20 protein-coding genes and 3 rRNA genes are annotated in these 25301 nt (G+C 32.6%); 18 read left to right on the forward strand and 5 right to left on the reverse strand.

Going from position 1 to position 25301, the window contains the following annotated elements:
• Nucleotides 1-9 precede the first annotated feature (9 nt).
• Complete coding sequence (locus AXY43_RS23670; protein WP_105412275.1) at nt 10-2046, forward strand: GTP-binding protein; 2037 nt, start codon at nt 10-12, stop codon at nt 2044-2046.
• Nucleotides 2047-2127: 81 nt separating this feature from the next.
• A complete protein-coding gene (locus AXY43_RS23675; protein ID WP_105412276.1) occupies nt 2128-2907 on the forward strand; it encodes a M48 family metallopeptidase in 780 nt (259 codons plus the stop codon).
• Nucleotides 2908-3000: 93 nt separating this feature from the next.
• On the opposite strand, the gene AXY43_RS23680 is transcribed toward AXY43_RS23675, so the two are convergent.
• Together AXY43_RS23680 and AXY43_RS23685 are read right to left on the reverse strand one after the other, a co-directional pair.
• Nucleotides 3001-3462 carry a DMT family transporter gene (locus tag AXY43_RS23680; RefSeq protein ID WP_011969068.1) on the reverse strand — a complete coding sequence of 154 codons (462 nt, stop codon included), beginning with the start codon at nt 3460-3462 and terminating at the stop codon, nt 3001-3003.
• A gap of 21 nt (nt 3463-3483) precedes the next feature.
• Nucleotides 3484-3906 (reverse strand): DMT family transporter, encoded by a 423-nt coding sequence (locus tag AXY43_RS23685; RefSeq protein ID WP_105412277.1) that lies wholly within the window; start codon nt 3904-3906, stop codon nt 3484-3486.
• Between the two features lie 172 nt (nt 3907-4078).
• Between AXY43_RS23685 and AXY43_RS23690 the strand changes: the two genes are divergently transcribed.
• Entirely contained in the window at nt 4079-4771 is a 693-nt protein-coding gene (locus tag AXY43_RS23690; RefSeq protein ID WP_039770497.1) for a cyclic nucleotide-binding domain-containing protein, read from the forward strand.
• Nucleotides 4772-4985: 214 nt separating this feature from the next.
• On the opposite strand, the gene AXY43_RS23695 is transcribed toward AXY43_RS23690, so the two are convergent.
• Nucleotides 4986-6095, reverse strand: a complete 1110-nt coding sequence (locus AXY43_RS23695) for a DEAD/DEAH box helicase (RefSeq protein ID WP_039770495.1) — start codon at nt 6093-6095, stop codon at nt 4986-4988.
• A gap of 323 nt (nt 6096-6418) precedes the next feature.
• Here AXY43_RS23695 and AXY43_RS23700 point away from each other — a divergent pair, with 323 nt between their 5' ends.
• Nucleotides 6419-6847 carry an RrF2 family transcriptional regulator gene (locus AXY43_RS23700; protein ID WP_026015636.1) on the forward strand — a complete coding sequence of 143 codons (429 nt, stop codon included), beginning with the start codon at nt 6419-6421 and terminating at the stop codon, nt 6845-6847.
• A 74-nt stretch (nt 6848-6921) separates the two neighbouring features.
• On the opposite strand, the gene AXY43_RS23705 is transcribed toward AXY43_RS23700, so the two are convergent.
• Nucleotides 6922-7107: a hypothetical protein gene (locus AXY43_RS23705; protein WP_017208941.1), complete on the reverse strand. Its 186-nt coding sequence runs from the start codon at nt 7105-7107 to the stop codon at nt 6922-6924.
• 739 nt (nt 7108-7846) lie between these two features.
• Between AXY43_RS23705 and trpE the strand changes: the two genes are divergently transcribed.
• From trpE to trpA, 7 genes are all read left to right on the forward strand, one after another.
• Complete coding sequence (gene trpE / locus AXY43_RS23710; RefSeq protein WP_105412278.1) at nt 7847-9238, forward strand: anthranilate synthase component I; 1392 nt, start codon at nt 7847-7849, stop codon at nt 9236-9238.
• Nucleotides 9235-9822, forward strand: a complete 588-nt coding sequence (locus tag AXY43_RS23715) for an anthranilate synthase component II (RefSeq protein ID WP_105412279.1) — start codon at nt 9235-9237, stop codon at nt 9820-9822. The genes trpE and AXY43_RS23715 overlap by 4 nt, the downstream gene beginning before the upstream one ends.
• An 82-nt stretch (nt 9823-9904) precedes the next feature.
• A complete protein-coding gene (gene trpD, locus AXY43_RS23720; protein ID WP_206608165.1) occupies nt 9905-10921 on the forward strand; it encodes an anthranilate phosphoribosyltransferase in 1017 nt (338 codons plus the stop codon).
• Nucleotides 10922-10945: 24 nt separating this feature from the next.
• On the forward strand, nt 10946-11749 hold the full coding sequence (trpC, locus tag AXY43_RS23725) for an indole-3-glycerol phosphate synthase TrpC (RefSeq protein WP_105412281.1): 804 nt from the start codon (nt 10946-10948) through the stop codon (nt 11747-11749).
• 42 nt (nt 11750-11791) lie between these two features.
• Complete coding sequence (locus AXY43_RS23730) at nt 11792-12481, forward strand: phosphoribosylanthranilate isomerase (RefSeq protein ID WP_105412282.1); 690 nt, start codon at nt 11792-11794, stop codon at nt 12479-12481.
• Between the two features lie 21 nt (nt 12482-12502).
• The gene (gene trpB, locus AXY43_RS23735) at nt 12503-13678 is read left to right on the forward strand and encodes a tryptophan synthase subunit beta (protein ID WP_017208946.1); all 1176 of its coding nucleotides are present in this window, start codon (nt 12503-12505) and stop codon (nt 13676-13678) included.
• Nucleotides 13678-14454, forward strand: coding sequence for a tryptophan synthase subunit alpha (gene trpA, locus AXY43_RS23740; RefSeq protein WP_039770482.1), 777 nt, complete (start codon nt 13678-13680; stop codon nt 14452-14454). The genes trpB and trpA overlap by 1 nt, the downstream gene beginning before the upstream one ends.
• 152 nt (nt 14455-14606) lie before the next feature.
• Here trpA and AXY43_RS23745 read toward each other — a convergent pair whose 3' ends face one another.
• The gene (locus AXY43_RS23745) at nt 14607-15020 is read right to left on the reverse strand and encodes a DUF1284 domain-containing protein (protein ID WP_105412283.1); all 414 of its coding nucleotides are present in this window, start codon (nt 15018-15020) and stop codon (nt 14607-14609) included.
• 290 nt (nt 15021-15310) lie between these two features.
• On the opposite strand from AXY43_RS23745, the gene AXY43_RS23750 reads away from it, so the two are divergent.
• The 7 genes from AXY43_RS23750 to AXY43_RS23780 all read left to right on the forward strand — a co-directional run bounded on the left by AXY43_RS23750 (nt 15311) and on the right by AXY43_RS23780 (nt 24898).
• The gene (locus tag AXY43_RS23750; RefSeq protein WP_039771999.1) at nt 15311-15610 is read left to right on the forward strand and encodes a hypothetical protein; all 300 of its coding nucleotides are present in this window, start codon (nt 15311-15313) and stop codon (nt 15608-15610) included.
• A 115-nt stretch (nt 15611-15725) separates the two neighbouring features.
• Complete coding sequence (locus AXY43_RS23755) at nt 15726-16145, forward strand: hypothetical protein (RefSeq protein ID WP_105412284.1); 420 nt, start codon at nt 15726-15728, stop codon at nt 16143-16145.
• A gap of 724 nt (nt 16146-16869) precedes the next feature.
• Nucleotides 16870-18381, forward strand: a 16S ribosomal RNA gene (locus AXY43_RS23760).
• A gap of 508 nt (nt 18382-18889) precedes the next feature.
• Nucleotides 18890-21803, forward strand: a 23S ribosomal RNA gene (locus AXY43_RS23765).
• Between the two features lie 251 nt (nt 21804-22054).
• Nucleotides 22055-22171, forward strand: a 5S ribosomal RNA gene (rrf, locus tag AXY43_RS23770).
• The 16S, 23S and 5S rRNA genes sit together here, the layout of an rRNA operon.
• Nucleotides 22172-22486: 315 nt before the next feature.
• Nucleotides 22487-23185 (forward strand): 2,3-diphosphoglycerate-dependent phosphoglycerate mutase, encoded by a 699-nt coding sequence (gpmA, locus tag AXY43_RS23775; protein ID WP_077870052.1) that lies wholly within the window; start codon nt 22487-22489, stop codon nt 23183-23185.
• Between the two features lie 312 nt (nt 23186-23497).
• Entirely contained in the window at nt 23498-24898 is a 1401-nt protein-coding gene (locus AXY43_RS23780; protein WP_011969084.1) for an MATE family efflux transporter, read from the forward strand.
• Nucleotides 24899-25301 lie beyond the last annotated feature (403 nt).

Raw genomic sequence — 25301 nt, forward strand, 5'->3', positions numbered from 1 at the left:
GATGATTTGATGAAAAAGACAATAGGGATTTTAGCACATGTTGATGCAGGGAAGACCACATTTTCAGAACAAGTGCTTTATCATACCAAAAGTATAGCAAATAGAGGAAGAGTAGATCATAAAGACTCATTTTTAGATAGTCATAATATAGAAAAAGAAAGAGGAATAACTGTATTTTCTGATCAAGGGACTTTTGAACTTAATGGTTCTACGTATTACTTAATTGACACTCCAGGACATATTGATTTTAGTGCAGAGATGGAAAGGTCTATAGAAATTATGGATTATGCGATAATCATTATAAGCGGAGTTGAAGGAGTACAGGGTCATACAAAGACAGTGTGGAATTTATTAAGAAAATATAAGATTCCGACTATATTTTTCATTAATAAATTAGACAGAACTGGAGCAGATAAAGATAGAGTTATAAGAGAAATAAAAAGAGATTTATCGAGTGATGCGTGTTATATAGATAATAATTTTATTTATGACAGCAAAAAAGAAATAGATGATATAAACAAATTTGATGAGTTCAATTTAAATGAGTATTTAATAGAATTTATAAGTGAGCATAATGATGGACTTTTAGAAAAATATATTGAAGGAAACTATGATTATGATCTTTGGATAAAAACGTTTATATCACTCATAAAAGAAAACAAAGTATTTCCATGTTTTGGGGGATCTGCACTTCAAGATGATGGAATAATAGAATTTCTAAATATTATTGATAAATTAACATATACAGAGTATAAAAGTAATGAAAAATTTTCTGGGCGTGTATATAAAATTCGTCATGATGAAAATGGAAATCGTGTAACTTTTATTAAAGCTTTAAAAGGAAAGTTAAAGGTTAGAGAGGAAGTAAGCTATGGTGGTCAATTCGTAAAAGAATTAGATCATGTACAAAATAATTCTAACGAAATTACTGAAAAAATAAGCAGTATAAGAATATATAATGGGAAAAAATTTAAAGCAGTAGATGTTGTAGAAGCTGGAGATTTATTTGCTGTGACAGGTATTTCAAAGGCAGTAGCAGGAGATGGTATTGGGGATCTAAAAGAAAAAACACAATACGAAATGACTCCAACCTTAATGTCTAAAGTGATTTTTGATAAAAATTGCAATGCTCGTGAAGTTTTAAGGTATTTCAAGGTGCTAGAATCAGAAGACCCATCACTAAATGTTACATGGAATGAAATTCTTCAAGAAATCCATGTGCATGTAATGGGGAAAATTCAGCTAGAGGTATTGAAGGAGTTAGTTAAAGAAAGGTTTAGTTTAATAGTTGATTTCGGTAAGTGTCAAATTATTTATAAGGAGACTATAGCAGAAGCATCTATAGGTCGTGGACACTTTGAACCATTAAGACACTACGCAGAAGTGCATCTTAAACTTGAACCATTGCCAAGGAATAGTGGAATTGTTTTTGAAAATAAATGTCATGACGATGATTTGACTCAAGGAAATCAGAATTTAATTAGAACGCATATTTTTGAGAGAGAGCATCATGGTATATTAACAGGATCGTCTATAACAGATATAAAGTTAACACTATTAACTGGAAGAGCACATAATAAGCATACTTGTGGGGGAGATTTTAGGGAGGCAACATTTAGGGCATTAAGGCAAGGATTAGAGAAAGCTTATAATATACTATTGGAACCATATTATAAATTTGTAATAGAAGCCTCTAATGAACATGTTGGAAGAATTTTAGCAGATATTCAAAAACTAAGTGGAACTTTTGAACCTATAGAAATGCTAGAAAATAAAGTGATAATAAATGGGAGGGGACCAGTATCAACATTTATGGATTACAGTATGGAAGTTATAGCTTTTACAAGAGGGAAAGGCAGCATAAACTTAATATATGATGGATATGATTTATGCCATAATAGTGAAGAAGTAATAGAAACTAAAGCATACAATAAAAACGCTGATATTGAATATACGTCAACATCAGTATTTTGTTCGCATGGTCAAGGCTATTTGGTCACATGGGATAGAGCTGATGAGGAAATGCATATTGAATTTGATGCATAAATAAGTTACTATAGTAAATTTGCATTTAGGTAATTACTCATTTTAATAATTATAATGCAAATTTAATAATTTGGAGATAAAATGAAATATAAATTGGAGTTTGAAAAGAAGATTATAGAATTTGAGTTAATTCGGAGGAAAAGAAAAACTATATGTATTAAAATTGAAGAAAGTGGAAAAGTTGTTGTTAGTGCTCCTTTAAAAACTAGCAAAGATTATATTATGTTAGTTGTGAGAAAAAGGTCAGATTGGATTTTTGAAAAGCAGAAAGAAATGATTCAAAGAAATTCAAAAAAGACTAAGAGAGATTTTACATCAAAAAGCACATTTATATATTTAGGAAAAGAGTATTCTTTTAAATTAATTTTTGATGAAAAAATAAAGAACATATCTATTCAACTTAGTGGAAATTTTAATAATGTATATAGAAATGGTAAAGAGCTATTAGGAGATATAGATATCAGTAATGAGGAGAAATGTTTTATAATACACACAAATACAATGGAAATAGAAAAATTAAGGGCAGCATTTGAAAAGTGGTATAGAAAAGAAACTTTGGAGATTGTTACACAAAGAATAGGTTATTATTCAAAGAATTTTAGAGACAAGGTTACAGGTATAAGAGTTAAGGAACAAAAAAGAAGATGGGCAAGCTGCACATGGAAAAATGTTATTCTATTTAATTGGAGATGTAGTATGGCAAGACCTGATGTTTTGGATTATATTGTTGTACACGAAATGTGCCATATGGACCACAGGAATCATTCAAAGGATTTCTGGAATAGAGTTCATGAAATAATGCCGGATTATAAAGAAAAACATGAATGGCTTAAATTAAATGGATTAAATATGTATTTATAGGATAAACACTGTAAAATATAATATGTGGATTTTGAGGTAACACTTTGTTTTTGTATGTTACCTCTTTTTATAATTACATATTTGTAGATTAGCCTATATAATATTTTCATCTAATTCTGTAAGTTCTTGTGTAGATGCATCTATATGCAAATTGTACGCTAAACCTAAGACAACTAAAAGTCCCCCGATGATTTTGGCTAATGGAATAGTATTTTGTATCACACAATCCAAAATGATTCCAGTAAAAAGTTGTCCAATAAATATTAATAAAGTGGCATAAAATGAGGTCATCTTTGGCGTTATAACACTAGATAAGATGACAACAATTACTCCTAATAGACCACCTAAATAAGCATAAAGTGGAAGAGTGCGAAATTGTTCAAGTAAAAATTTATCTTTTATAATAATAAATAATAATATTGATGCAACTAAACCAGTAATATAATTAAAAAAGCTTGATTGTACTAACCCTACCTTCTCAGAAAGTCTAGTATTTAGAATTCTTGAAATTACTACAATAGCGCCAGCTGCTATCGAAATTAAAACAAAAAACATATTAATAATTGCTCCTTTCTTTTAAAAAAATGACATGATAAAGATTCCAGCTGTTATAACTAAGAGGCCTATAAATTTTTTCTTATTAAAATTAGACTTTGGCACATCTAAGAATCCATAGTGATCAAAAGCTAATGAAGTTAATAGTTGGCCTAGAAGTCCTAATGCAACAGGAAGAGAAACTCCAAGAGCTGCATAGCTTAAGTTATTAAACATAACGGTGAAAACACTAATAGCCCCAGCAATATAAAGACATAATGGTAAATTATTCTTAAAAGTAATTTTAATCTTTTTAAAGATGACTATTCCTATAACAATTATTAATCCTACAAAGTGAATTACAATTAAAGAAGAATAGTTGCCAAGTCCGTCAGATAATTTAGCGTTGAAAGCAATCATAATAGTTATAAGTACGCCTATTAGTAATGATAAAATATTATACATAAGTGCTATCTCCTTAAATAAATTTATTATTTTGTTTATAAATAGTTTTAAGAGTTATTTTGATAGGAAAGTTGCTCTTTATATTGTAAATTACTATAATGAGATTTATATAGGACAAATGTCATGTTTAAAATTAATTTTTTTATTCAATATTTATTAGGAGTTGACTTCATTGATAAAGATAGAAGATAATATTAGGATTTCAGAATATATAAATAAAAATAAATTAGAAAACCTATTTTCAGAAGATATGGGAAGATATATGGAACTATATATGTTTAATAAAAATGAATATATCTGTAGGGAAGAAGAGATTTTAGAAAATATGTATTTTTTAGTTGAGGGAAAAGCTAAAGTATCTAAGCATCTAGAAAATGGTAAATCATTATTAATATCATTTTATAGTCCGATTACAATAATTGGAGATGCTGAATTTGTGAGAAATAATCCAACAGATTGCAGTGTTCAAGCAATTAAGGACACTTACTGTATAGGAATTAGATTTGATATTGTAAGAAAAATTCTAATAAATGATTGTAAGTTTTTGGTGAATTTATGTAGCTATTTGAGTGAGAAATTAACAAATAGCAGTACTAATACTTCAATAAACTTATTATATCCACTTGAAAATAGGCTTGCTAGTTATATAATAGCATTCTCTGAAATTGAAAATTCAAATACTAGAAAAATTGTATTTAGAGAAAATTATATTGAAATAGCAGAATTGCTAGGAACAAGTTATAGGCATTTAAGTAGAACATTGAATAAGCTTTGCTTAGAAGGGATTTTGAAAAGAGATAATAAGGAATATTTTATTCAGGATTATGATAAATTATTGTATTTAGCAGGAGATTTATATAAATAACAGATTGTTGTATTTACTTATTTTAGGATCCACCAGATATATAATTAGCATAGATTGATGCAAAGGCTTATTTAGATAAATATGAATTGAATTATATATTTAAGAATGGTATTAAAAAATGTCCTCCACTAAGTTTAAAATTATTTTTAGTAGAGGACTTTTATTCATACAGAATTTTGATTTAGTATTTTCAAAACTGCTAGTGGTCTGAATTTTATATTTCTACATTTCGTCTTCTTATTTTAAATCCAATTGCATCCTCAATTTCGTTGACGTCTTTTATGTTCTTTGGATCTATAAACATGCATGTATAGCCGCTTTCACCAGCTCTTCCAGTTCTACCAATACGATGTATATAACTTTCCACGCTTTCAGGAATATCGTAATTATAAATATGTGTTATTCCATTTATATCCAATCCTCTTGCGGCAACATCGGTAGCAATTAAGTATTGAATTTCTGCATTTCTAAAAGATTTCATTATCCTCTCTCTTTTATTTTGGGGGATGTCACTATGTAATTTTTCGCAATTATATTTACGAGTATGCAGGACTACTTCAAGTTCATCAACTCTTCTTTTTGTTCTACAAAATATAATAGCCATAAATGGATTATCTTCATCTAGAACTTTGCATAAAGCATCTCGTTTTTTTCTATCAGTAGTTTCAACAATATCTTGTTCTATAGCATCTAGAGCTATATCATCTTGTTTTATGAATACCTCAATAGGATCTTTCATATATCTATAAGCTAGTTTTTTTACAGAAGAGTCAATTGTAGCTGAAAAGCAAAGAAGTTGTTTTTTTCTAGGCATCTTACTTATAATCGATTCAACTTCGTTTTTAAATCCCATTAGTAACATTTGATCTGCTTCATCTAAGATAAAAGTTTTTAACTTACTTAAGTCGATAGTTTTTCTTTCTAGATGATCTAATAGTCTGCCTGGAGTTGCAATAATTAAGTGAATATTATTATTTAGTTTTTTTAACTGCGAAGCAATATCTTTACCTCCGTAAACAGGTAATATATTGATATCATTAAATTCTTTGAGTTTGTTAGCTTCATTAGTTATTTGTATTGCAAGCTCTCGAGTTGGAGTCAATATGAGAGCCTGAATTTCATTAGATTTTGAATTTATATTTTCTAAAAGAGGAAGTAAAAATGCAAGGGTTTTCCCAGTTCCTGTAGCTGCTTCTGCAATGACGTCTTTACCATCTCTTATTTTGGGGATACTTTGCTTCTGTATTGGTGTGGGATCAGCAATCCCTGATTTATTTAGTATTTTGATTAAATCGTCACTAAGACCTAATTGTTTAAAATTCATTATTTTCATACCTTTCATAATTTACAAATAAAGTATCAATTTAAGTATTTCTTTTTATGTTAGACACTATTCTTTATAATATAATTATCTAGCATTAAAAGTCAATCTACTATATAAAAGAGTTTTACAAAATAATAAAATGTGTTAAATTATAATAGGAAGAATAAAATGTATTTACAATTATGGGAAAAAGATAGTATTTTATATATTTATAAAGAAAGATTTGAAGAAAATCGTATGTAAAACAAAACTTTTAATAGTTGATTTTCTAAATGTGTCTTAATATAATTAAATATAGAAGAAAGGCAAGATACGGTGATTTTATGAAGATTTCAACAAAAGGTAGATATGGATTAAGAGCATTAATTGATATTTGTATATTCTCGGTTTCAGAGATGGTTACTGTAAAAAGTATTTCTGAAAGACAAGGAATATCTGAGAGATATTTGGAACAAATATTTTCTTCTTTAAGAAAAGGAGGCATTATAAATGCTAAGAAAGGAGCTCAAGGAGGCTACTTTTTGGCTAAAAGTTCTAGAGAATTTACAATTGGAGATATATTAAATGTTCTAGAAGGTGATTTACTTCTAATTGATATAGAGAATGATGAAAATGAAATAGAAAATTTTATGAGCGAAAATTTGTGGAATGTTATAAATAATAAAATAATTAATTTTTTCAATTCTATAACTTTAGAGGATTTGGTTAACGATTATAAAAAATACAATAGAGAAGATATGTATTATATTTAATCATGATTTAGTAGCAGTAAATATATATTTACTGCTACTAAATATGTACTGCCTACCATTACTGTAGGCTTATTTTATTTTAGCTTAATGCTTTTTAATTTGTTTTTTAATTCAAACATTTCTAATTCCAAAGAATCTATTTTTTTATCTAAGATTTCTATACGTTTAGAGTCAATTACCTTAGATTTTTCATCTAAAATTCTATCTATATCGGCCATAACTACAAGTAATTTTTTAAATAAATCATATGCTGTTTCCATATGAAAACTCCTTTCATTGAAATATAAATAATTTAGAAATAGTAATGGATAATTAATTACTAAGGTAGTATATTCAATTTAAATATTTATTGTGAATTATATATTTCTATAATGTTTTTAGTTAATATTATAGATAAATTATCTATGTTAAAAGGGCTTGTATTATTCTTAAGACTATGTTATTATAATTTCAATAAATTAAAACCTTTGATAAGAATAGTAGATAATAAAACTTAGTGTAAAGAGAGTTCGATGTTTGGTGAGAGTCGAGTACTGAAGATATTATTGAATGGGTCTTTGAGGTGACATTTTGAAATTTTAAGAGTAGGAATGTACGGGGAGTCAGCCGTTAAAATGACAGGATATAATTAGGAAATTTTGCGTTTGACTGAATTTCATAATAGTATCTGATAGCATATATACATTAGGTGGCATAGCGAAATTTATACATTTCGTCCTATTTAGGACGGGATGTTTTTTTATTTTTAATAAGTTTAATAAGTTTAATATGTTATTTGTTCTTATAAAATACTTTTAATTCTATTAAATATAGAGTTAGAAGTAAAAGTATTTACTATTTGCCATATTAAATTTAACTATTATTTAAAGATTAAAGTGGCTATGAGAAATACCGTTTAAATTGTATTTGATTTTGGGTGGCATAACGAGTCACTTCGTCCCAATATTCGGGATGAAGTGGCTTTTTTTATATAATTTAACGAAAATTGGGGGGAGAATCATGATTAATATTTCAAAGGAAACTTTTAATCAAAAAAAGAAGGATGAATATATATTTTCATTAATAAGTGAATTTAGAGGAGATGAAATTACTCCTATTAAAATTTTTGGTGGATTCAAAGGTAAAAGAAAATTTATTTTCGAAAGTGGAAGTAAAGAAAATTATTTCGGTAGGTATTCATTTTTGGGAGAAAATCCTTATAAAGAAATTTGCGGGGATGGAAAAGAAGAAATAGATGAACTCAAAAAAGAAAGTAGATTAAAGTTTGATAATAGCACCAATATTTTTTCATTTAAAGGCGGGGCTATAGGATATATGGGATATGATTCCATACAGTTTTATGAGAAAAAACTTAATTTTAATAACAAAGATGATTTAAAGCTTCCTATAATAAGATTTAATTTTTATAACAGGTATATTTGCTACGATCATTTTACTCATAAAGTTTATATTATAGACAACATATTAAAAAACGATGCTCGAGAGTATGATGAAATAATCGAATCACAATATGAATATATAAATAGTCTGCTTTATAAGCCGATACTAACAGAGCCATCGAAAGGAAAGAAAGATGTTTCTTTCAGATTTCATACATCCAAAGAAGATTTTGAAGAAAAAGTTAGAAAAGCAAAAGAACATATATTGGCAGGCGATATATTCCAAGTTGTATTATCACAGAGAATGACTTGTGAAACTGAAAAAAGCCATTTTGAGATATATAGAAAGCTTAGAGAAGAGAACCCTTCACCGTATATGTACCTAATAGATTATGATAGCTATCAAGTTATAGGATCATCACCAGAAAGTTTAGTATCGGTGAGAGGAGGTAAAGTTATCACAAATCCTATAGCTGGAACTAGAAAAAGAGGCGAAACTCCAGAAATTGATAATGCACTTGAGAAAGAGTTGATTGAAGATAAAAAAGAGCTTGCAGAACATATTATGCTTGTTGATCTAGGAAGAAATGATATAGGTAAAGTAAGCAAGATAGGAACAGTTAATGTGAGCGATTTTATGAAAATTGAGAGATTTTCGCATGTTATGCATATTACTACTAAGGTTGTTGGGAATATAAAAGATGATTTGGATGGATTTGATGCATTAGCAGCATGCCTTCCAGCAGGAACAGTATCCGGTGCTCCTAAAATCAGAGCAATGGAGATCATAGAAGATCTTGAAGATTTTAAAAGAGGAATTTATTCAGGGGCCGTTGGATATTTTTCTTATGGAGGAAATATGGATACAGCAATTTCTATAAGGACGTTAATATTAAAAGATAAAACAGCTTATCTTCAGGCAGGAGCTGGAATAGTATATGATTCAGTTCCAGAAAAAGAATTTGAAGAAGTTCAAAGTAAACTAATGGCTTTAAAGGAGGCTTTAAGATGATTGCTTTAATAGATAATTATGATTCATTTACATTTAACTTATATCAATACTTAAGTGAATTTGCAGAAACAGTGGTTTTTAGAAATGATGAAATAACTGTAGAGAAGTTGAGAAAACTAAATCCAAAAGGTATAGTAATATCCCCAGGGCCAGGCATTCCAGAGAATGCAGGTATATCGATAGATGTTGTAAAAGAATTAGGAAATAAGATTCCTATCTTGGGTATATGTCTTGGACATCAAAGCATTGCAGAAGCTTATGGAGGAAAAGTAATTAGAGCAAGCGAAATTTTTCATGGCAAAACATCAAAAGTTCAAGTAAAAGGAAAGGATATATTTGAAGGAATACCAAGAAAATTAGAGGTTATGAGATATCATTCGCTTATAGTTGAGAATAGTTCACTTCCGAGCTGTCTTGAAGTACTAGCTTTAACTGTTGAAGGCAACTATATAATGGCACTTAAGCATAAGGAATACAAAGTTTTTGGACTTCAATTCCACCCGGAATCAATATATACAGCAAAAGGTAAACATATTATTGGAAATTTTGTGATTAATATTTGTGGGGACACATTAGGTGATTAAAATTAAATATTAAAGAATGTAATATTAAATGTGAAAGCGCTGAAATAAGCAATTTTATAAATTTTAAGGGGGCATTAAAATGATCATAAATGATGCAATCAAGAAGTTGGCTTTAAGGAAAGAATTAACTGAAGATGAAGTAAGAGGTGTAATTAATCAGATTATGAAAGGGGAAGCAACTTCGGCACAAATTGGAGGTTTCTTAGTTGGACTTAGAGTAAATGGGGAAACTCCAAGGCAAATATTGGGCGCAGTTAAAGCAATTAGAGATAATGGGGTAAAAGTTGAAATAGAAAACACAGAACATTTGATTGATACCTGCGGTACAGGAGGAGATGGTTCAAAAACTTTTAATATATCTACAGCAGTAGCAATAGTTGCGGCAAGTGGTGGTGCTAAGGTTGCAAAACATGGGAATCGCGCAGTTTCGAGTAAAAGTGGTTGTGCAGATGTACTAGTTGAACTTGGAATAAATATTGATTTTGATGAAATTCAAAGTAAAAAAATCATTGAGGAAAATGGAATGGCATTTCTATTTGCACCAAAATACAATGGTGCTATGAAGAATGTATCAAAAGAAAGAAAGGAACTTGGAATAAGAACAATTTTTAATTTACTAGGGCCATTAGCAAATCCAGCACCAATTACTGGGCAACTAATGGGAGTATATGATGGAGCCTTACTAAAGGATATTGGGGAAGTATTGCTAAATCTGGGATTAAAGAGAGCAATGATTGTTCATGGTGATGATGGGTTAGATGAAATTACGATTACTACATCAACAAGTATATGTGAAGTTAAAGATGGAAAAATTAAAAATTACAAACTAGATCCAGAAAAGCTAGGTTTTAAGAAAGCTACTTTAGATGATATTAAGGGTGGAGAAGCAAAAGAAAACGCAGAAATAATAATTAAAATTCTTAAGGGGGAAAGAGGTCCTAAAAGAGATATTGTAGTTTTGAACTCGGGGGCAGCGTTATACGTAGCGAACTTAGTTGATTCCCTAGAAGATGGTATTAAAAAAGCATCAGAGCTCATTGATTCGAGAGCAGCTTATAAAAAGTATGAGGAACTTTCTAGTTTGCAAGTGATAGTTTAAATAATAATAAAGGGGGCAATGTTTTTGATTTTGGATGATATTATTGAAATGAAAAAAATAAGGGTAGATAAGAGAAAAAAAGAAATTCCTATGAAAGAATTAGAAAAACAAGCATTATGTAGAGTTGAAAATGAAGTAGAAGCAAGTTTTAGAAACCCTTTTATAAAGGCATTAAGAAAAGATGGGTTATCAGTAATAGGAGAATTTAAAAAGGCATCACCATCTAAAGGCGTTATTGTAGAGGACTTTAATATAAAAGAAATATTAAACTATTATACGTATATTGGAATAGATGTATTTTCGATTCTAACTGAAGAAGATTTCTTTTTAGGATGTGATGATTATTTAAAAGAAATTAGAAAAATTTCGCATACTCCAATATTGCGTAAAGATTTTATAATTGACTTCTACCAGATTTATGAGTCGAAAGTTTTGGGCGCGAATGGAATCTTGCTTATTGCTAGTGTTTTAGGTGAAAGGTTGGGGGAATTTTACAAAGAAGCAAAGAGATTTAATTTAGAACCATTAGTAGAAATTCATAATGAGGCAGAACTAGATTTAGCACTTAAATATGATTGCGAAATTATTGGAGTTAATAATAGAGATTTAAAAAATTTCAATGTTTCGTTAGATATAACTAAAGAATTAATTCGGTGTATTCCAAAAGAGAAGATAATAATAGCTGAAAGTGGAATCATGAGTATAGAAGATTTGAATGTAATTAAGGAATATGGAGTAGATGGAGTTTTAATTGGAGAATTATTTATGAGAAAAATAAATGATTCTGAATTTAAAGCTAAATATAAAGAATTTAGAAATAATAATTAATTTATAAATCTAAAATAATATTAGATTATGTGAGGATTTGATATGATACAAGTTAAAATTTGTGGGATAACTAATAAGAATGAGATTAAATATTTAAATATATTAAAGCCAGAATATATGGGATTTGTTTTTACAAAAAGTAAAAGACAGGTAACAGCAAGAGAAGCTAAACAGTTATCTAATAATTTAGATAAACAAATAAAAATCGTTGGAGTATTTAAAGATAATTCTATAGATGAAATTCTAGATGTAATTAACATACTACCTTTAAATATTATTCAGCTTCATGGAAAAGAAGATGAAAACTTTATATCATCGTTAAAGGCAAGAGTGGAGAAATCAGTAAGTATATGGAAAGCATTATCAATAAGCGATGCTGAAAATATAAGAAAATATGCAAATCATAAGTATAGAGATTTAATTGATAATATCCTTATTGATGGGGATAAACCAGGTAGTGGAGAAACTTTTCCATTAGAAGATATATGCGAATTATTAAAAGTAGATTCTAACAAGGAAAATAATTGTAATCTAACTAACAATACCTGCAGTTTCTTTTTGGCAGGTGGTATAACACCAGAAAATGTAGCTGAAAGAATAGTGAAAGTAAGTCCTTATGGAATTGATGTTTCATCAGGGGTAGAAATAACAAATGAAGATGGAACTAGAACAAAATCTTTTGAAAAGATGAGAAGTTTAATTGAAGAAGTGAGAGCAATTAATATTAATTGAATCAAGAAAGGCGGAAAAGTAATGAAAGGTAGATTTAACGAATTTGGGGGGCAATATGTTCCTGAAACTGTAATGAATGCACTTATCGAACTTGAAGATGCTTACAATAAGGTGATAGATGATAAAGAATTTATGGATGAGTACATGTATTATTTAAACTATTATACAGGAAGACCAAGTCCACTTTATTATGCTGAAAATATGACAAAAGATCTAGGTGGGGCAAAAATTTATTTAAAGAGAGAAGATTTAAATCATACTGGTGCTCATAAAATTAATAATGCTTTAGGACAAGTACTCTTAGCTAAAAGAATGGGAAAGAAGAAAGTTATAGCAGAAACAGGTGCTGGACAACATGGTGTTGCAACAGCTACAGTAGCAGCAAAGTTTGGCTTGGAATGTAAGATATTTATGGGAGAAGAAGACATAAAGAGACAAGCTATGAATGTTAAGAAGATGGAACTTTTGGGTGCTGAAGTTGTTCCAGTATTAAATGGAGTAAGAACATTAAATGATGCAGTAACTGAAGCAATTAGATATTGGGCCTCAAATGTAGAAGATACATACTACGTTTTAGGAACAGCTGCTGGTCCTCACCCATATCCAACTATGGTTAGAAATTTCCAAAGAGTAATAGGTGATGAAGCTAGAAAGCAAATATTAGAGCTTGAAGGAAGGCTACCGGATTATATCTTAGCTCCAGTTGGTGGAGGAAGCAATGCAATAGGAATATTTTATCCATTTATTCACGACAAGGAAGTTAATCTTATTGGAGTTGAAGCTGCAGGTAAAGGTATTGAAACTGGAGAACATGCAGCAACCATTACAAAGAAGGAAAAAGGAATCTTACATGGAATGTTGAGTTATGTACTTCAGGATAATGATGGTGGAGTGCTTGAAGCATATTCAATATCAGCTGGTCTTGATTATCCAGGAGTTGGACCTGAACATGCATATTTAGCTGAAACTAATAGAGCTGAATATGAAAGCATAACAGATGAAGAAGCTGTAAGAGATGGATTTATGTATTTAACAAGAATAGAAGGGATAGTACCAGCCCTTGAATCATCTCATGCTGTAGCATATGCTAAAAAATTAGCACAAACACTTAGCAGCGATAAAATCATAATTGTAAATATTTCAGGGAGAGGAGATAAAGATATGGATGCTGTGCTTGCATATCTAGGTGAAAAATAATGAATAGAATAGATTTATCATTTAATAAAGTAAAAGAAGAAAATAGAAAAGCCTTAATACCTTTTGTAACATGTGGGGCAGATTTCACGGTTGAAGAAACAGCTGATTTGATAGTGTCTTTAGAAAAAGAAGGAGCAACTATAGTTGAAATTGGAGTGCCTTTTAGAGATCCTCTTGCTGATGGCCCAGTAATACAAAATGCATATACTAAAGCGCTTCAAAATGGAACAAAAGTAAAAGACGTATTTAGATGTGTAGAATTAATAAGGGGAAAATCAGAAGTTCCGATTGTATTAATGGTGTATTTCAATGTTGTATACTTTACTGGAGTAGAAAATTTCCTAAAAATAGCGGCAAAAAGCGGTGTAGATGGGCTTATAGTTCCAGACGTCCCTCTAGAGGAGAGGGGAGATCTTGATAAAATTTGTGAAGATAATGGCATATACTTAATTCCTCTAGTGGCTAGAACTTCAAAAGATAGAATAGCAGCAATAACAAAAGGGGCAAAAGGTTTTGTATATTGCGTATCTACAAATGGAACTACAGGGGAAAGAAAAACTTTGGATTCTGGCACTCATGAATATTTAGAAGAAGTTAGAAAGAACGTAGATATACCAATGTGCATCGGTTTTGGAATTTCGTCAAAAGAAGTAGTAAAAGAAGTTAAAGACTATTGTGATGGGGTAATTGTAGGTAGTGCAATAGTGAAGAGAATGGCAGAAGGCAAAGAAGCAGTAATAAACTTCGTGAAAGATTTAAGTGATGGTCTTAAATAATATAAATTATATTTAATATGAGCTATAAAAAATATCATATTTATTATTATGATATTTTCAGTTAAATCCACCTTATCGTAAAGATAAAGTGGATTTCATATTTTTATGTTAAACTGGCTGAAGTAGTGAAAAGTATAAATAGGATATTTGCTTTATAAGTCCCATTTTTCAATTTGACAGCTAATTATACTTTGCGTACATATTCCTTTTTTGTACCAGTTACATGAGCTACATATTTTATTAAATTTAGCTTCACTAAAATTTTTGTAAATAGTATCTATAATTTCATGAAACGTATATAATTTATTTTCTTTGATATTGTATGCTCGTAAAGTATTATAATCTAATTCATTAACTTTATTTTGAGTGATGCAGCAATTATTAACTTGTCTATTAGGACAATTATTACATAGGATATCACATCCTACAATGAACATAACTTTAGAATAAGGATTTTCCTTAATTAAAGTTACCAATTTATCCATGCCTATTGTAAAATTCTTACTATATCCTAATCCTTGATAAAAAAATAAGCAATTTATATGATGTGGTCTAAGTAATAACATTTTTATAACTCCATCTAATTTTTCTTCCAGTATATAGCATATAAAAATAGTTTGTCAACCTTATGGAATTGTAAGGTTGACTATTCGCATGATTGATTTATGAAATAGTTTATGTTGAAAATAAAGTTTATGATAAAGAAGTCTATAAAATATCTGGATATGATTTTTTTATAGGAGCAAAATATAATAATACATCAGTTAAAAAATAGTTTTATTAAGGTGTATTGAATATAAATAGTAAATTGTAATTAATAATGTTATAATTTTGAGGAAATGAGGTGTTTAAGTTTATGACAAAAAAGACTAGCAGAAATACAGATATATTAAAAGATACTAAAAATACAACATCTCCTAAAGTTTATTCCTTATTAGTGGAACTAGTAAATGCTGATAGGGAAGATTTAGCTGAAGATGTTCTAAAAATAGATTATCTATTAACATATGCAAATAATTGCGTAAAGGATAAAGATTTAAGAGAGGCAAGGGATACATTAGGAATTGCTAGAAATAGAATTGATAAACTAATTGATAACAGTGTGAATGTTGAATACTTAGTTAATCTTTATGATAAAATTAATTTGAAATTATAAATTATTAGAGATTATTTAAATTATATAGATAAAATATAAATATTAATGTTATAATAAATTAATTTTCATTAAGTAATTGATGATTAAAATATAAAATGTAAAGCGAGAAGAATAAATGAGATTTGAAAGTTTAGAAAAAACCATAAACAAATTAGATAATGATATTGAAGCCTTAAGAAGGGTTAAACAATATTTATCAAATAAAGATGAAATTAATGAAATAAGTGATTTATTAAATAAGGAAAGACAAGTATATGCGGATGAATTGTATATAGGTGATGCTGTAGCTTATAGTGAGAGTTTAGAAATATTAAAGCAATTGTTTAATAAAGAATTAGGAAAAGATGAACAAGTTAAATTATTAGAAGATATAAAAGAAATACACGGAAGAAAGTCACCAAATGTCAGTAAAAAAAGTCATGGACTTAATGCGTGGCTTAAGTTTCTTGATATCCAATGTGAGTGGATTGAAAATCCTAATAGTGATTGGTCAACATTAATTATAAAAGGATTTATACCAAGGAATAATAATTAAAATATTTTTTAAGAACAAGTAGGTTTTCATATTTCATGGAAACTTATTTTTTCTATAATTTTTATTATCTTTTATGTGTTAATAAAAAATAGAATACAATTAGAGGTAATCTGTAGAGTATTCTATTTTTAGGTTATTGTATACAATAAGTTTGGATTACTAAGATATACGAGAAATTTATAATGCAAAGTTAAAGAAAAGTCATTATTATGCAAAGCGACTGATACTAATGCATAACTAAGTACTATAATCAGATAAATATAGAATTTTTAAGAATTATAAAAATAATTTAATTTTATAGTATAAATTTAAAGCCAATGGTTATAGTAATAGTGTAAAGAGAAAATATGTAGTAAAAGATAAAGTTATTAAAAACAACTATATCTTACAAAACTATCATAAATTTAAGATGAAAAAGATGGAAAAGTTATTGACGAGAATAAATAGTAATGGTATGATGTAATTCGTCGCTGAAAGCACGAAATTCAATAACTTAAAGCTGATAAAGTGTTTGAAAAAATGTTTGAAAAGTTTTAAAAAAGGTTGTTGACAAAGTCTGAAAGCGATGATATACTGAGTAAGCTGTCAGAAACGACAGAAACTTGTAAAGCCTTGTAACAACAGGCTTTGGAAAGAAAATTGGTCTTTGAAAATTGAACAGAATAACATAAATACATTTAAGTAAACCAGCAATTCTTTATTTGAGTAAGCTAAGATTAAACTTTTTATTGAGAGTTTGATCCTGGCTCAGGACGAACGCTGGCGGCGTGCTTAACACATGCAAGTCGAGCGATGAAGCTCCTTCGGGAGTGGATTAGCGGCGGACGGGTGAGTAACACGTGGGTAACCTGCCTCATAGAGGGGAATAGCCTTTCGAAAGGAAGATTAATACCGCATAAGATTGTAGTGCCGCATGGCATAGCAATTAAAGGAGTAATCCGCTATGAGATGGACCCGCGTCGCATTAGCTAGTTGGTGAGGTAACGGCTCACCAAGGCGACGATGCGTAGCCGACCTGAGAGGGTGATCGGCCACATTGGGACTGAGACACGGCCCAGACTCCTACGGGAGGCAGCAGTGGGGAATATTGCACAATGGGGGAAACCCTGATGCAGCAACGCCGCGTGAGTGATGACGGTCTTCGGATTGTAAAGCTCTGTCTTCAGGGACGATAATGACGGTACCTGAGGAGGAAGCCACGGCTAACTACGTGCCAGCAGCCGCGGTAATACGTAGGTGGCAAGCGTTGTCCGGATTTACTGGGCGTAAAGGGAGCGTAGGTGGATATTTAAGTGGGATGTGAAATACTCGGGCTTAACCTGGGTGCTGCATTCCAAACTGGATATCTAGAGTGCAGGAGAGGAAAGTAGAATTCCTAGTGTAGCGGTGAAATGCGTAGAGATTAGGAAGAATACCAGTGGCGAAGGCGACTTTCTGGACTGTAACTGACACTGAGGCTCGAAAGCGTGGGGAGCAAACAGGATTAGATACCCTGGTAGTCCACGCCGTAAACGATGAATACTAGGTGTAGGGGTTGTCATGACCTCTGTGCCGCCGCTAACGCATTAAGTATTCCGCCTGGGGAGTACGGTCGCAAGATTAAAACTCAAAGGAATTGACGGGGGCCCGCACAAGCAGCGGAGCATGTGGTTTAATTCGAAGCAACGCGAAGAACCTTACCTAGACTTGACATCTCCTGAATTACCCTTAATCGGGGAAGCCCTTCGGGGCAGGAAGACAGGTGGTGCATGGTTGTCGTCAGCTCGTGTCGTGAGATGTTGGGTTAAGTCCCGCAACGAGCGCAACCCTTATTGTTAGTTGCTACCATTTAGTTGAGCACTCTAGCGAGACTGCCCGGGTTAACCGGGAGGAAGGTGGGGATGACGTCAAATCATCATGCCCCTTATGTCTAGGGCTACACACGTGCTACAATGGCTGGTACAGAGAGATGCTAAACCGTGAGGTGGAGCCAAACTTTAAAACCAGTCTCAGTTCGGATTGTAGGCTGAAACTCGCCTACATGAAGCTGGAGTTGCTAGTAATCGCGAATCAGAATGTCGCGGTGAATACGTTCCCGGGCCTTGTACACACCGCCCGTCACACCATGAGAGTTGGCAATACCCAAAGTTCGTGAGCTAACGCGCAAGCGGGGCAGCGACCTAAGGTAGGGTCAGCGATTGGGGTGAAGTCGTAACAAGGTAGCCGTAGGAGAACCTGCGGCTGGATCACCTCCTTTCTATGGAGAAATCTAGACCAACATGATGTTTGGCTAGTACAGATACATTATTATGTATCAAAATATAAAATACTTGCTCAAAAGTTACTTAAGTATTTGTTCTGTTCAATTTTGAAAGACTAAGTCTTTCAAAAAAGCGTAGCTTAGTAGCGATAAGTGCGAGGAAGCGAAAATTTTATGAAATGAAGCGTACTTCACGTACGTAAACGAGTAAAATTTGTAGCTGACGAAGCAATTGACGATAATAAGCAAGCAAGATGTTCTTTGAAAATTGCACATAGATTTAATGTATATAAAATACAACAAAGCCAAGAATAAATATTCTTTGTGAAATGATTAAGTAAATTAAAAATATTTGAATAAAATATATTAATTTACCAAAAGCGAAGCTTAGTAGTGACAAGAACGAGGAGGCTAGAGTTTTAGGAAGCGAGCGTACTTCATGTACGTGAGTGAGTAAAAGACGCAGCTGACGAAGTTATTGGTGCTAATAAGCGAGCGAACCAAAGGTCAAGCTACAAAGGGCGCATGGTGAATGCCTTGGCATCAGGAGCCGATGAAGGACGCGATAAGCTGCGATAAGCTTCGGGTAGACGCACATAGTCAGAGATCCGAAGATTTCCGAATGAGGAAACTCACATGGGAAACCCCATGTATCATAAAGTGAATACATAGCTTTATGAAGGTATACCCAGGGAACTGAAACATCTAAGTACCTGAGAGGAAGAGAAAGAAAAATCGATTTTCTTAGTAGCGGCGAGCGAAAAGGAAAGAGCCCAAACCAGAGATTTATCTCTGGGGTTGCGGACAGAACATAACGAGAAATCATAGTTAATTGAACACAACTGGAAAGTTGGACCACAGTGGGTAATAGTCCCGTAAGTGAAAACTATGATAATCAGTTCTGCACCAGAGTACCACGAGACACGTGAAACCTTGTGGGAAGCAGGGAGGACCACCTCCCAAGGCTAAATACTACCTGATGACCGATAGTGAAGCAGTACCGTGAGGGAAAGGTGAAAAGAACCCCGGGAGGGGAGTGAAATAGAACCTGAAACCATGTGCCTACAACCGATCAGAGCACCTTATGTGTGTGATGATGTGCTTTTTGTAGAACGAGCCAACGAGTTACGGTATGTAGCGAGGTTAAGTACTTAAGGTACGGAGCCGAAGGGAAACCGAGTCTTAATAGGGCGACTAGTTGCATGCTGTAGACCCGAAACCGGGTGACCTATCCATGGCCAGGTTGAAGCGAGGGTAAAACCTCGTGGAGGACCGAACCACGTTGCTGTTGAAAAAGCATGGGATGAGCTGTGGATAGCGGAGAAATTCCAATCGAACTCGGATATAGCTGGTTCTCCTCGAAATAGCTTTAGGGCTAGCGTCGGAAAATGTGAGTAGTGGAGGTAGAGCACTGAATAGGCTAGGGGGCATAGCGCTTACCGAACCTTATCAAACTCCGAATGCCACATACTATCAGTCCGGCAGTCAGACTATGAAAGATAAGTTCCATGGTCAAAAGGGAAACAGCCCAGATCGTCAGCTAAGGTCCCAAAGTGTAAGTTAAGTGGAAAAGGATGTGGGATTTCTAAGACAACTAGGATGTTGGCTTAGAAGCAGCCACTCATTAAAAGAGTGCGTAATAGCTCACTAGTCAAGAGATCCTGCGCCGAAAATGTCCGGGGCTCAAACTTACCACCGAAGCTACGGGTTCACGTGTATAACGTGAGCGGTAGAGGAGCGTCGTAATCGGGCTGAAGTCGTACCGTAAGGAGCGGTGGACTGATTACGAGTGAGAATGTTGGCATTAGTAGCGAGATGTAGGCGAGAATCCTACAGGCCGAATATCTAAGGTTTCCTGAGTAAAGTTTGTCTTCTCAGGGTTAGTCGGGACCTAAGGCGAGGCCGAAAGGCGTAGTCGATGGACAATTGGTTGATATTCCAATACCACTATAATCGTTATTATCGATGGTGTGACGGAGAAGGATAGGATGTGCTAGCTATTGGATGCTAGTCTAAGCGTTTAGGGAGTTGGGATTGGCAAATCCGTTCCAACAATTCTGAGGCGTGATGGGGAAGGTTCTACGGAACCGAAGTATCTGATTCCATGCTTCCAAGAAAAGCATCTAGAAAGAGAAGTAGTGCCCGTACCGCAAACCGACACAGGTAGATGAGGAGAGAATCCTAAGGCCGACGGAAGAATTGCAGTTAAGGAACTAGGCAAATTGACCCCGTAACTTCGGGAGAAGGGGTGCCTGAGAAATCAGGCCGCAGAGAATAGGCACAAGCAACTGTTTAACAAAAACACAGGTCTCTGCTAAAGCGAAAGCTGATGTATAGGGGCTGACGCCTGCCCGGTGCTGGAAGGTTAAGGGGAACACTTAGTGAAATATCGCGAAGGTGTGAACTTAAGCCCCAGTAAACGGCGGCCGTAACTATAACGGTCCTAAGGTAGCGAAATTCCTTGTCAGGTAAGTTCTGACCCGCACGAATGGCGTAATGACTTGTGCACTGTCTCAACTGCAAATCCGGCGAAGTTGTAGTGCGAGTGAAGATGCTCGCTACCCGCGATTGGACGGAAAGACCCCGTAGAGCTTTACTGTAGCTTAGCATTGAATTTCGGTATTGTCTGTACAGGATAGGTGGGAGACTGGGAAACTAGGGCGTCAGCCTTGGTGGAGTCGTTGTTGGGATACCACCCTGATAGTATTGAAGTTCTAACTGGATGCCATGAAACTGGTGACAGGACATTGTTAGGTGGGCAGTTTGACTGGGGCGGTCGCCTCCTAAAATGTAACGGAGGCGCCCAAAGGTTCCCTCAGAACGGTCGGAAATCGTTCGAAGAGTGTAAAGGCAGAAGGGAGCCTGACTGCGACACCTACAAGTGGAGCAGGGACGAAAGTCGGGCTTAGTGATCCGGTGGTACCTCGTGGGAGGGCCATCGCTCAACGGATAAAAGCTACCTCGGGGATAACAGGCTGATCTCCCCCAAGAGTTCACATCGACGGGGAGGTTTGGCACCTCGATGTCGGCTCGTCGCATCCTGGGGCTGAAGTAGGTCCCAAGGGTTGGGCTGTTCGCCCATTAAAGCGGCACGCGAGCTGGGTTCAGAACGTCGTGAGACAGTTCGGTCCCTATCCGTCGCGGGCGTAGGAAATTTGAGAGGAGCTGTCCTTAGTACGAGAGGACCGGGATGGACTGACCTATGGTGTACCAGTTGTTTCGCCAGAAGCATAGCTGGGTAGCTAAGTCGGGAAGGGATAAACGCTGAAAGCATCTAAGTGTGAAGCCCACCTCAAGATGAGATTTCCCATAGCATAAGCTAGTAAGACCCCTTGAAGACTACAAGGTTGATAGGTCAGAGGTGTAAGTATGGTAACATATTTAGCTGACTGATACTAATAGGTCGAGGGCTTGACCAATATAATCAAGTTGTAATATATATTAAAGAAACTATGTGCAATTTTGAAAGAGCAAGGTTTTTTCAAAGGAATAATTACAGTAGTAGATTTATGTAAATGTAGTATAAGCGTAAATTAAGAGTCTTTTTTCAAAGGAAACTCGACTCATATTCGTTTGCTGAGTGCTAATTTACACAAATAAGGAATACAAATCCCAAAAGCGATTTGCATAAGTTCGTTAAACCAAATTATAGATTTGGGAACTCACTTAATCTCGTGATGATGGCATAGAGGTAACACTCCTTCCCATTCCGAACAGGAAAGTTAAGGTCTATAGCGCCGATGGTACTGCATGGGAGACTGTGTGGCAGAGTAGGACATTGCGAGGTAATAAAAAATATGCTCAGATGATAACTTATCATCTGAGCATATTTTTTATTATAAAGTTTTTTGATTTAAAATAATAATTAAAGAATCCTTAAATATAAAAATTCAGATTTAAGGATTTGCAATAACTACTTATACAACGTGTAACTAATTTTTGGGACACGACTATACTGGTATTAATAGAGATAAGCATATATATTGAAATTTATTTCTATGCACAATTTTTTATATTTAGATTTCATTATCTGAGACTGTTTAAGAATTTTCTAATTATCATTAAATTGTGATTGTGATAAATTACTTTAGAAGGTGAGATTATGATTAAATTAGTACTAGTAAGGCATGGAGAAAGTCTTTGGAACTTAGAAAATAGATTTACGGGATGGACAGATGTGGATTTGTCAGAGAATGGATTAAAGGAAGCAAGAAGAGCAGGAAAAATACTTAAGAAAAATGGTTTTGTATTTGATGTAGCTTATACATCAGTTCTAAAAAGAGCGATAAGAACATTATGGATAATATTATATGAGATGGATTTGGCATGGATTCCTGTTTTTAAATCATGGAGACTAAACGAGAGACATTATGGAGCTTTACAAGGATTAAATAAAGCAGAAACTGCTAAAAAATATGGAGGAGAGCAAGTTCATAAATGGAGAAGATTTGTAAATGTAAAACCTCCAGAATTGACTAAAGAGGATACCAGATACCCTGGGAATGAATATAAGTACAAGGATTTAAATGAAGAACAAATACCTTTAACAGAAAACCTTGCTGATACTGAAAGACGTGTGTTAGAGGAATGGAGAGGAAATATAGCTGAAGATTTGAAAGAAGGTAAAAGAGTGATAATATCTGCTCATGGAAATACATTAAGAGCTTTAGTTAAATATTTAGACGACATTCCAGCTGATAATGTAGCTAATTTGAATATTCCAACAGGAATACCTTTAGTATATGAATTGGATGAAAAGTTAAAGCCAATTACTCATTATTACCTATCAGATAAGGAATAAGTGATAGGATAAGTTGGTGTAAAATCTGAATTTAAGAAAAAATTACAATAATTATAACAAAGAAATATAATTTATTGCAAAAACAGTAAATCTTTTAAAATTTTAAATTATATAGATTTACTGTTTTTGTGATTTTATTCAAATTAAATATAAAATTTTGTATTTTTTGTTTATATATTTCTATTAATATAAAGCGTATAATTACATAGTTGTGGAGTTCAGAATTGAAATAGGATATTTTTGTGATATCGTATTAAATGTTTGACTAATATAAATTAATTTTTACTAATATCTTTAAGGGGGAGACATTAAATGATAATAACTAGAAATTTAACAAAAGGAAATCCGGCAAAATTGATATTGCTGTTTACTATTCCTTTATTAATAGGAAATATATTTCAACAATTTTACAATATAGCAGATACATTTATTGTTGGCCGTACAATAGGCGTAAATGCTTTAGCAGCGGTAGGATGTACAGGAAGCATAATGTTTTTAATTTTAGGGTTTGCTCAAGGTTTAACATCGGGACTTTCAATCATTACTGCGCAAAAATTTGGTGCAGATGATAAGGAAGGGGTTAAGAAAAGTTACTTCACAGGCATAGTTATTAGCATGATAATAACTATAATTCTTACAACTATAAGTACGATTCTAGCTAGACCTATATTAGAACTAATGAATACACCTGTAGAAATTATTGATGATGCATATAATTTTGTAGTAGTAATATTTATTGGAATAATAGCATCGATGTTTTTTAATTTTTTTTCAAATATTATTAGAGCCTTGGGAGATAGCAAAACGCCATTAATATACTTAGTGGTAGCGTGTATTTTAAATATAATTTTAGAATTTGCATTTATATTAATATTCAAGATGGGAGTAACTGGAGCAGCTTGTGCAACTGTTATAGCACAGGGAGTATCGGCGTTATTGTGTATGTGGTACATAAAGAGAAATTTGCCCATACTTAAGTTAAAGAAGAGTGACTTAAAGTTATCCAAAGAAACTTTTTTAGAACACATTAAAATTTCTCTACCAATGGGATTTCAGGCATCTATAATAGCAATTGGTGCTATTATATTACAATTTGCATTAAATAGCCTTGGGGCTACTTCTGTAGCTGCATATACTGCCGCTCAGAAAATAGATACTCTCGCTACTCAACCGATGATGTCATTTGGTATAACAATGGCCACATACACAGCACAAAATTTTGGTGCGGAAAAAATTGATAGAATTAAAGAAGGCGTAAAGAAATGCGTTTTTATATCAGTAGCATTTAGTATTATAGTGGGCCTTATAAATACTTTTGCAGGTTATTTTCTTACAGGAATTTTTGTTGGATATGATCAAAAAGAAGTTATTAGGTTGTCACAAATATATTTAACTTCAAACGGATTAAATTATTTTTTACTTTCACTACTGTTTATATATAGATATACGCTTCAAGGATTAGGGCAAAGTTTTATTCCAACAGTAGCAGGAATTATGGAATTGTTGATGAGGACGTTCGCTGCAATTATATTATCACGACCGTTAGGTTTTTTAGGCGTGTGTATGGCTAATCCATTAGCATGGCTTGGAGCATGTATTCCACTTATAAGTGCATACTATATTAGCATCAGGAGAATAGATATAGAATACTCAAAAAAGAAAAGCTGTTTGTATGAATCAGATATAGATGCATGCAATTATATAAGTAAGTAAAAGTTAGTTTATATAGTAACTTTGTATTGTCGTATGATTTATGTGATAAGGAATGAAATAGGATTATTTAACACCAATAATCTTAGTTCATTCCTTATTACATTTTTTGATTATTTTAATTGTGTTTAAATCGATACATCTAATAGAGTAATTTGAAATTGAATATTGAATTTATATAATATTGTTGAAAGAATTTTACAAATATTTGAATGTAAAATACTGAATATATAAAATTTGTAATATATATACTGAGAATATAAAATGAGTTTTATATAAATGATATAATTAGAAGATCGGGAGTGAGATTATGGATGGAGAATCAGTGATAAAGTGGCATAAGGATATAATCGTAATAATTATGGGGGAAAGTGGAGGACTTTAGTTACAATGAATTAAAAATACT

The organism is Clostridium sp. MF28, assembly GCF_002969175.1.
GTDB lineage: Bacteria > Bacillota > Clostridia > Clostridiales > Clostridiaceae > Clostridium > Clostridium beijerinckii.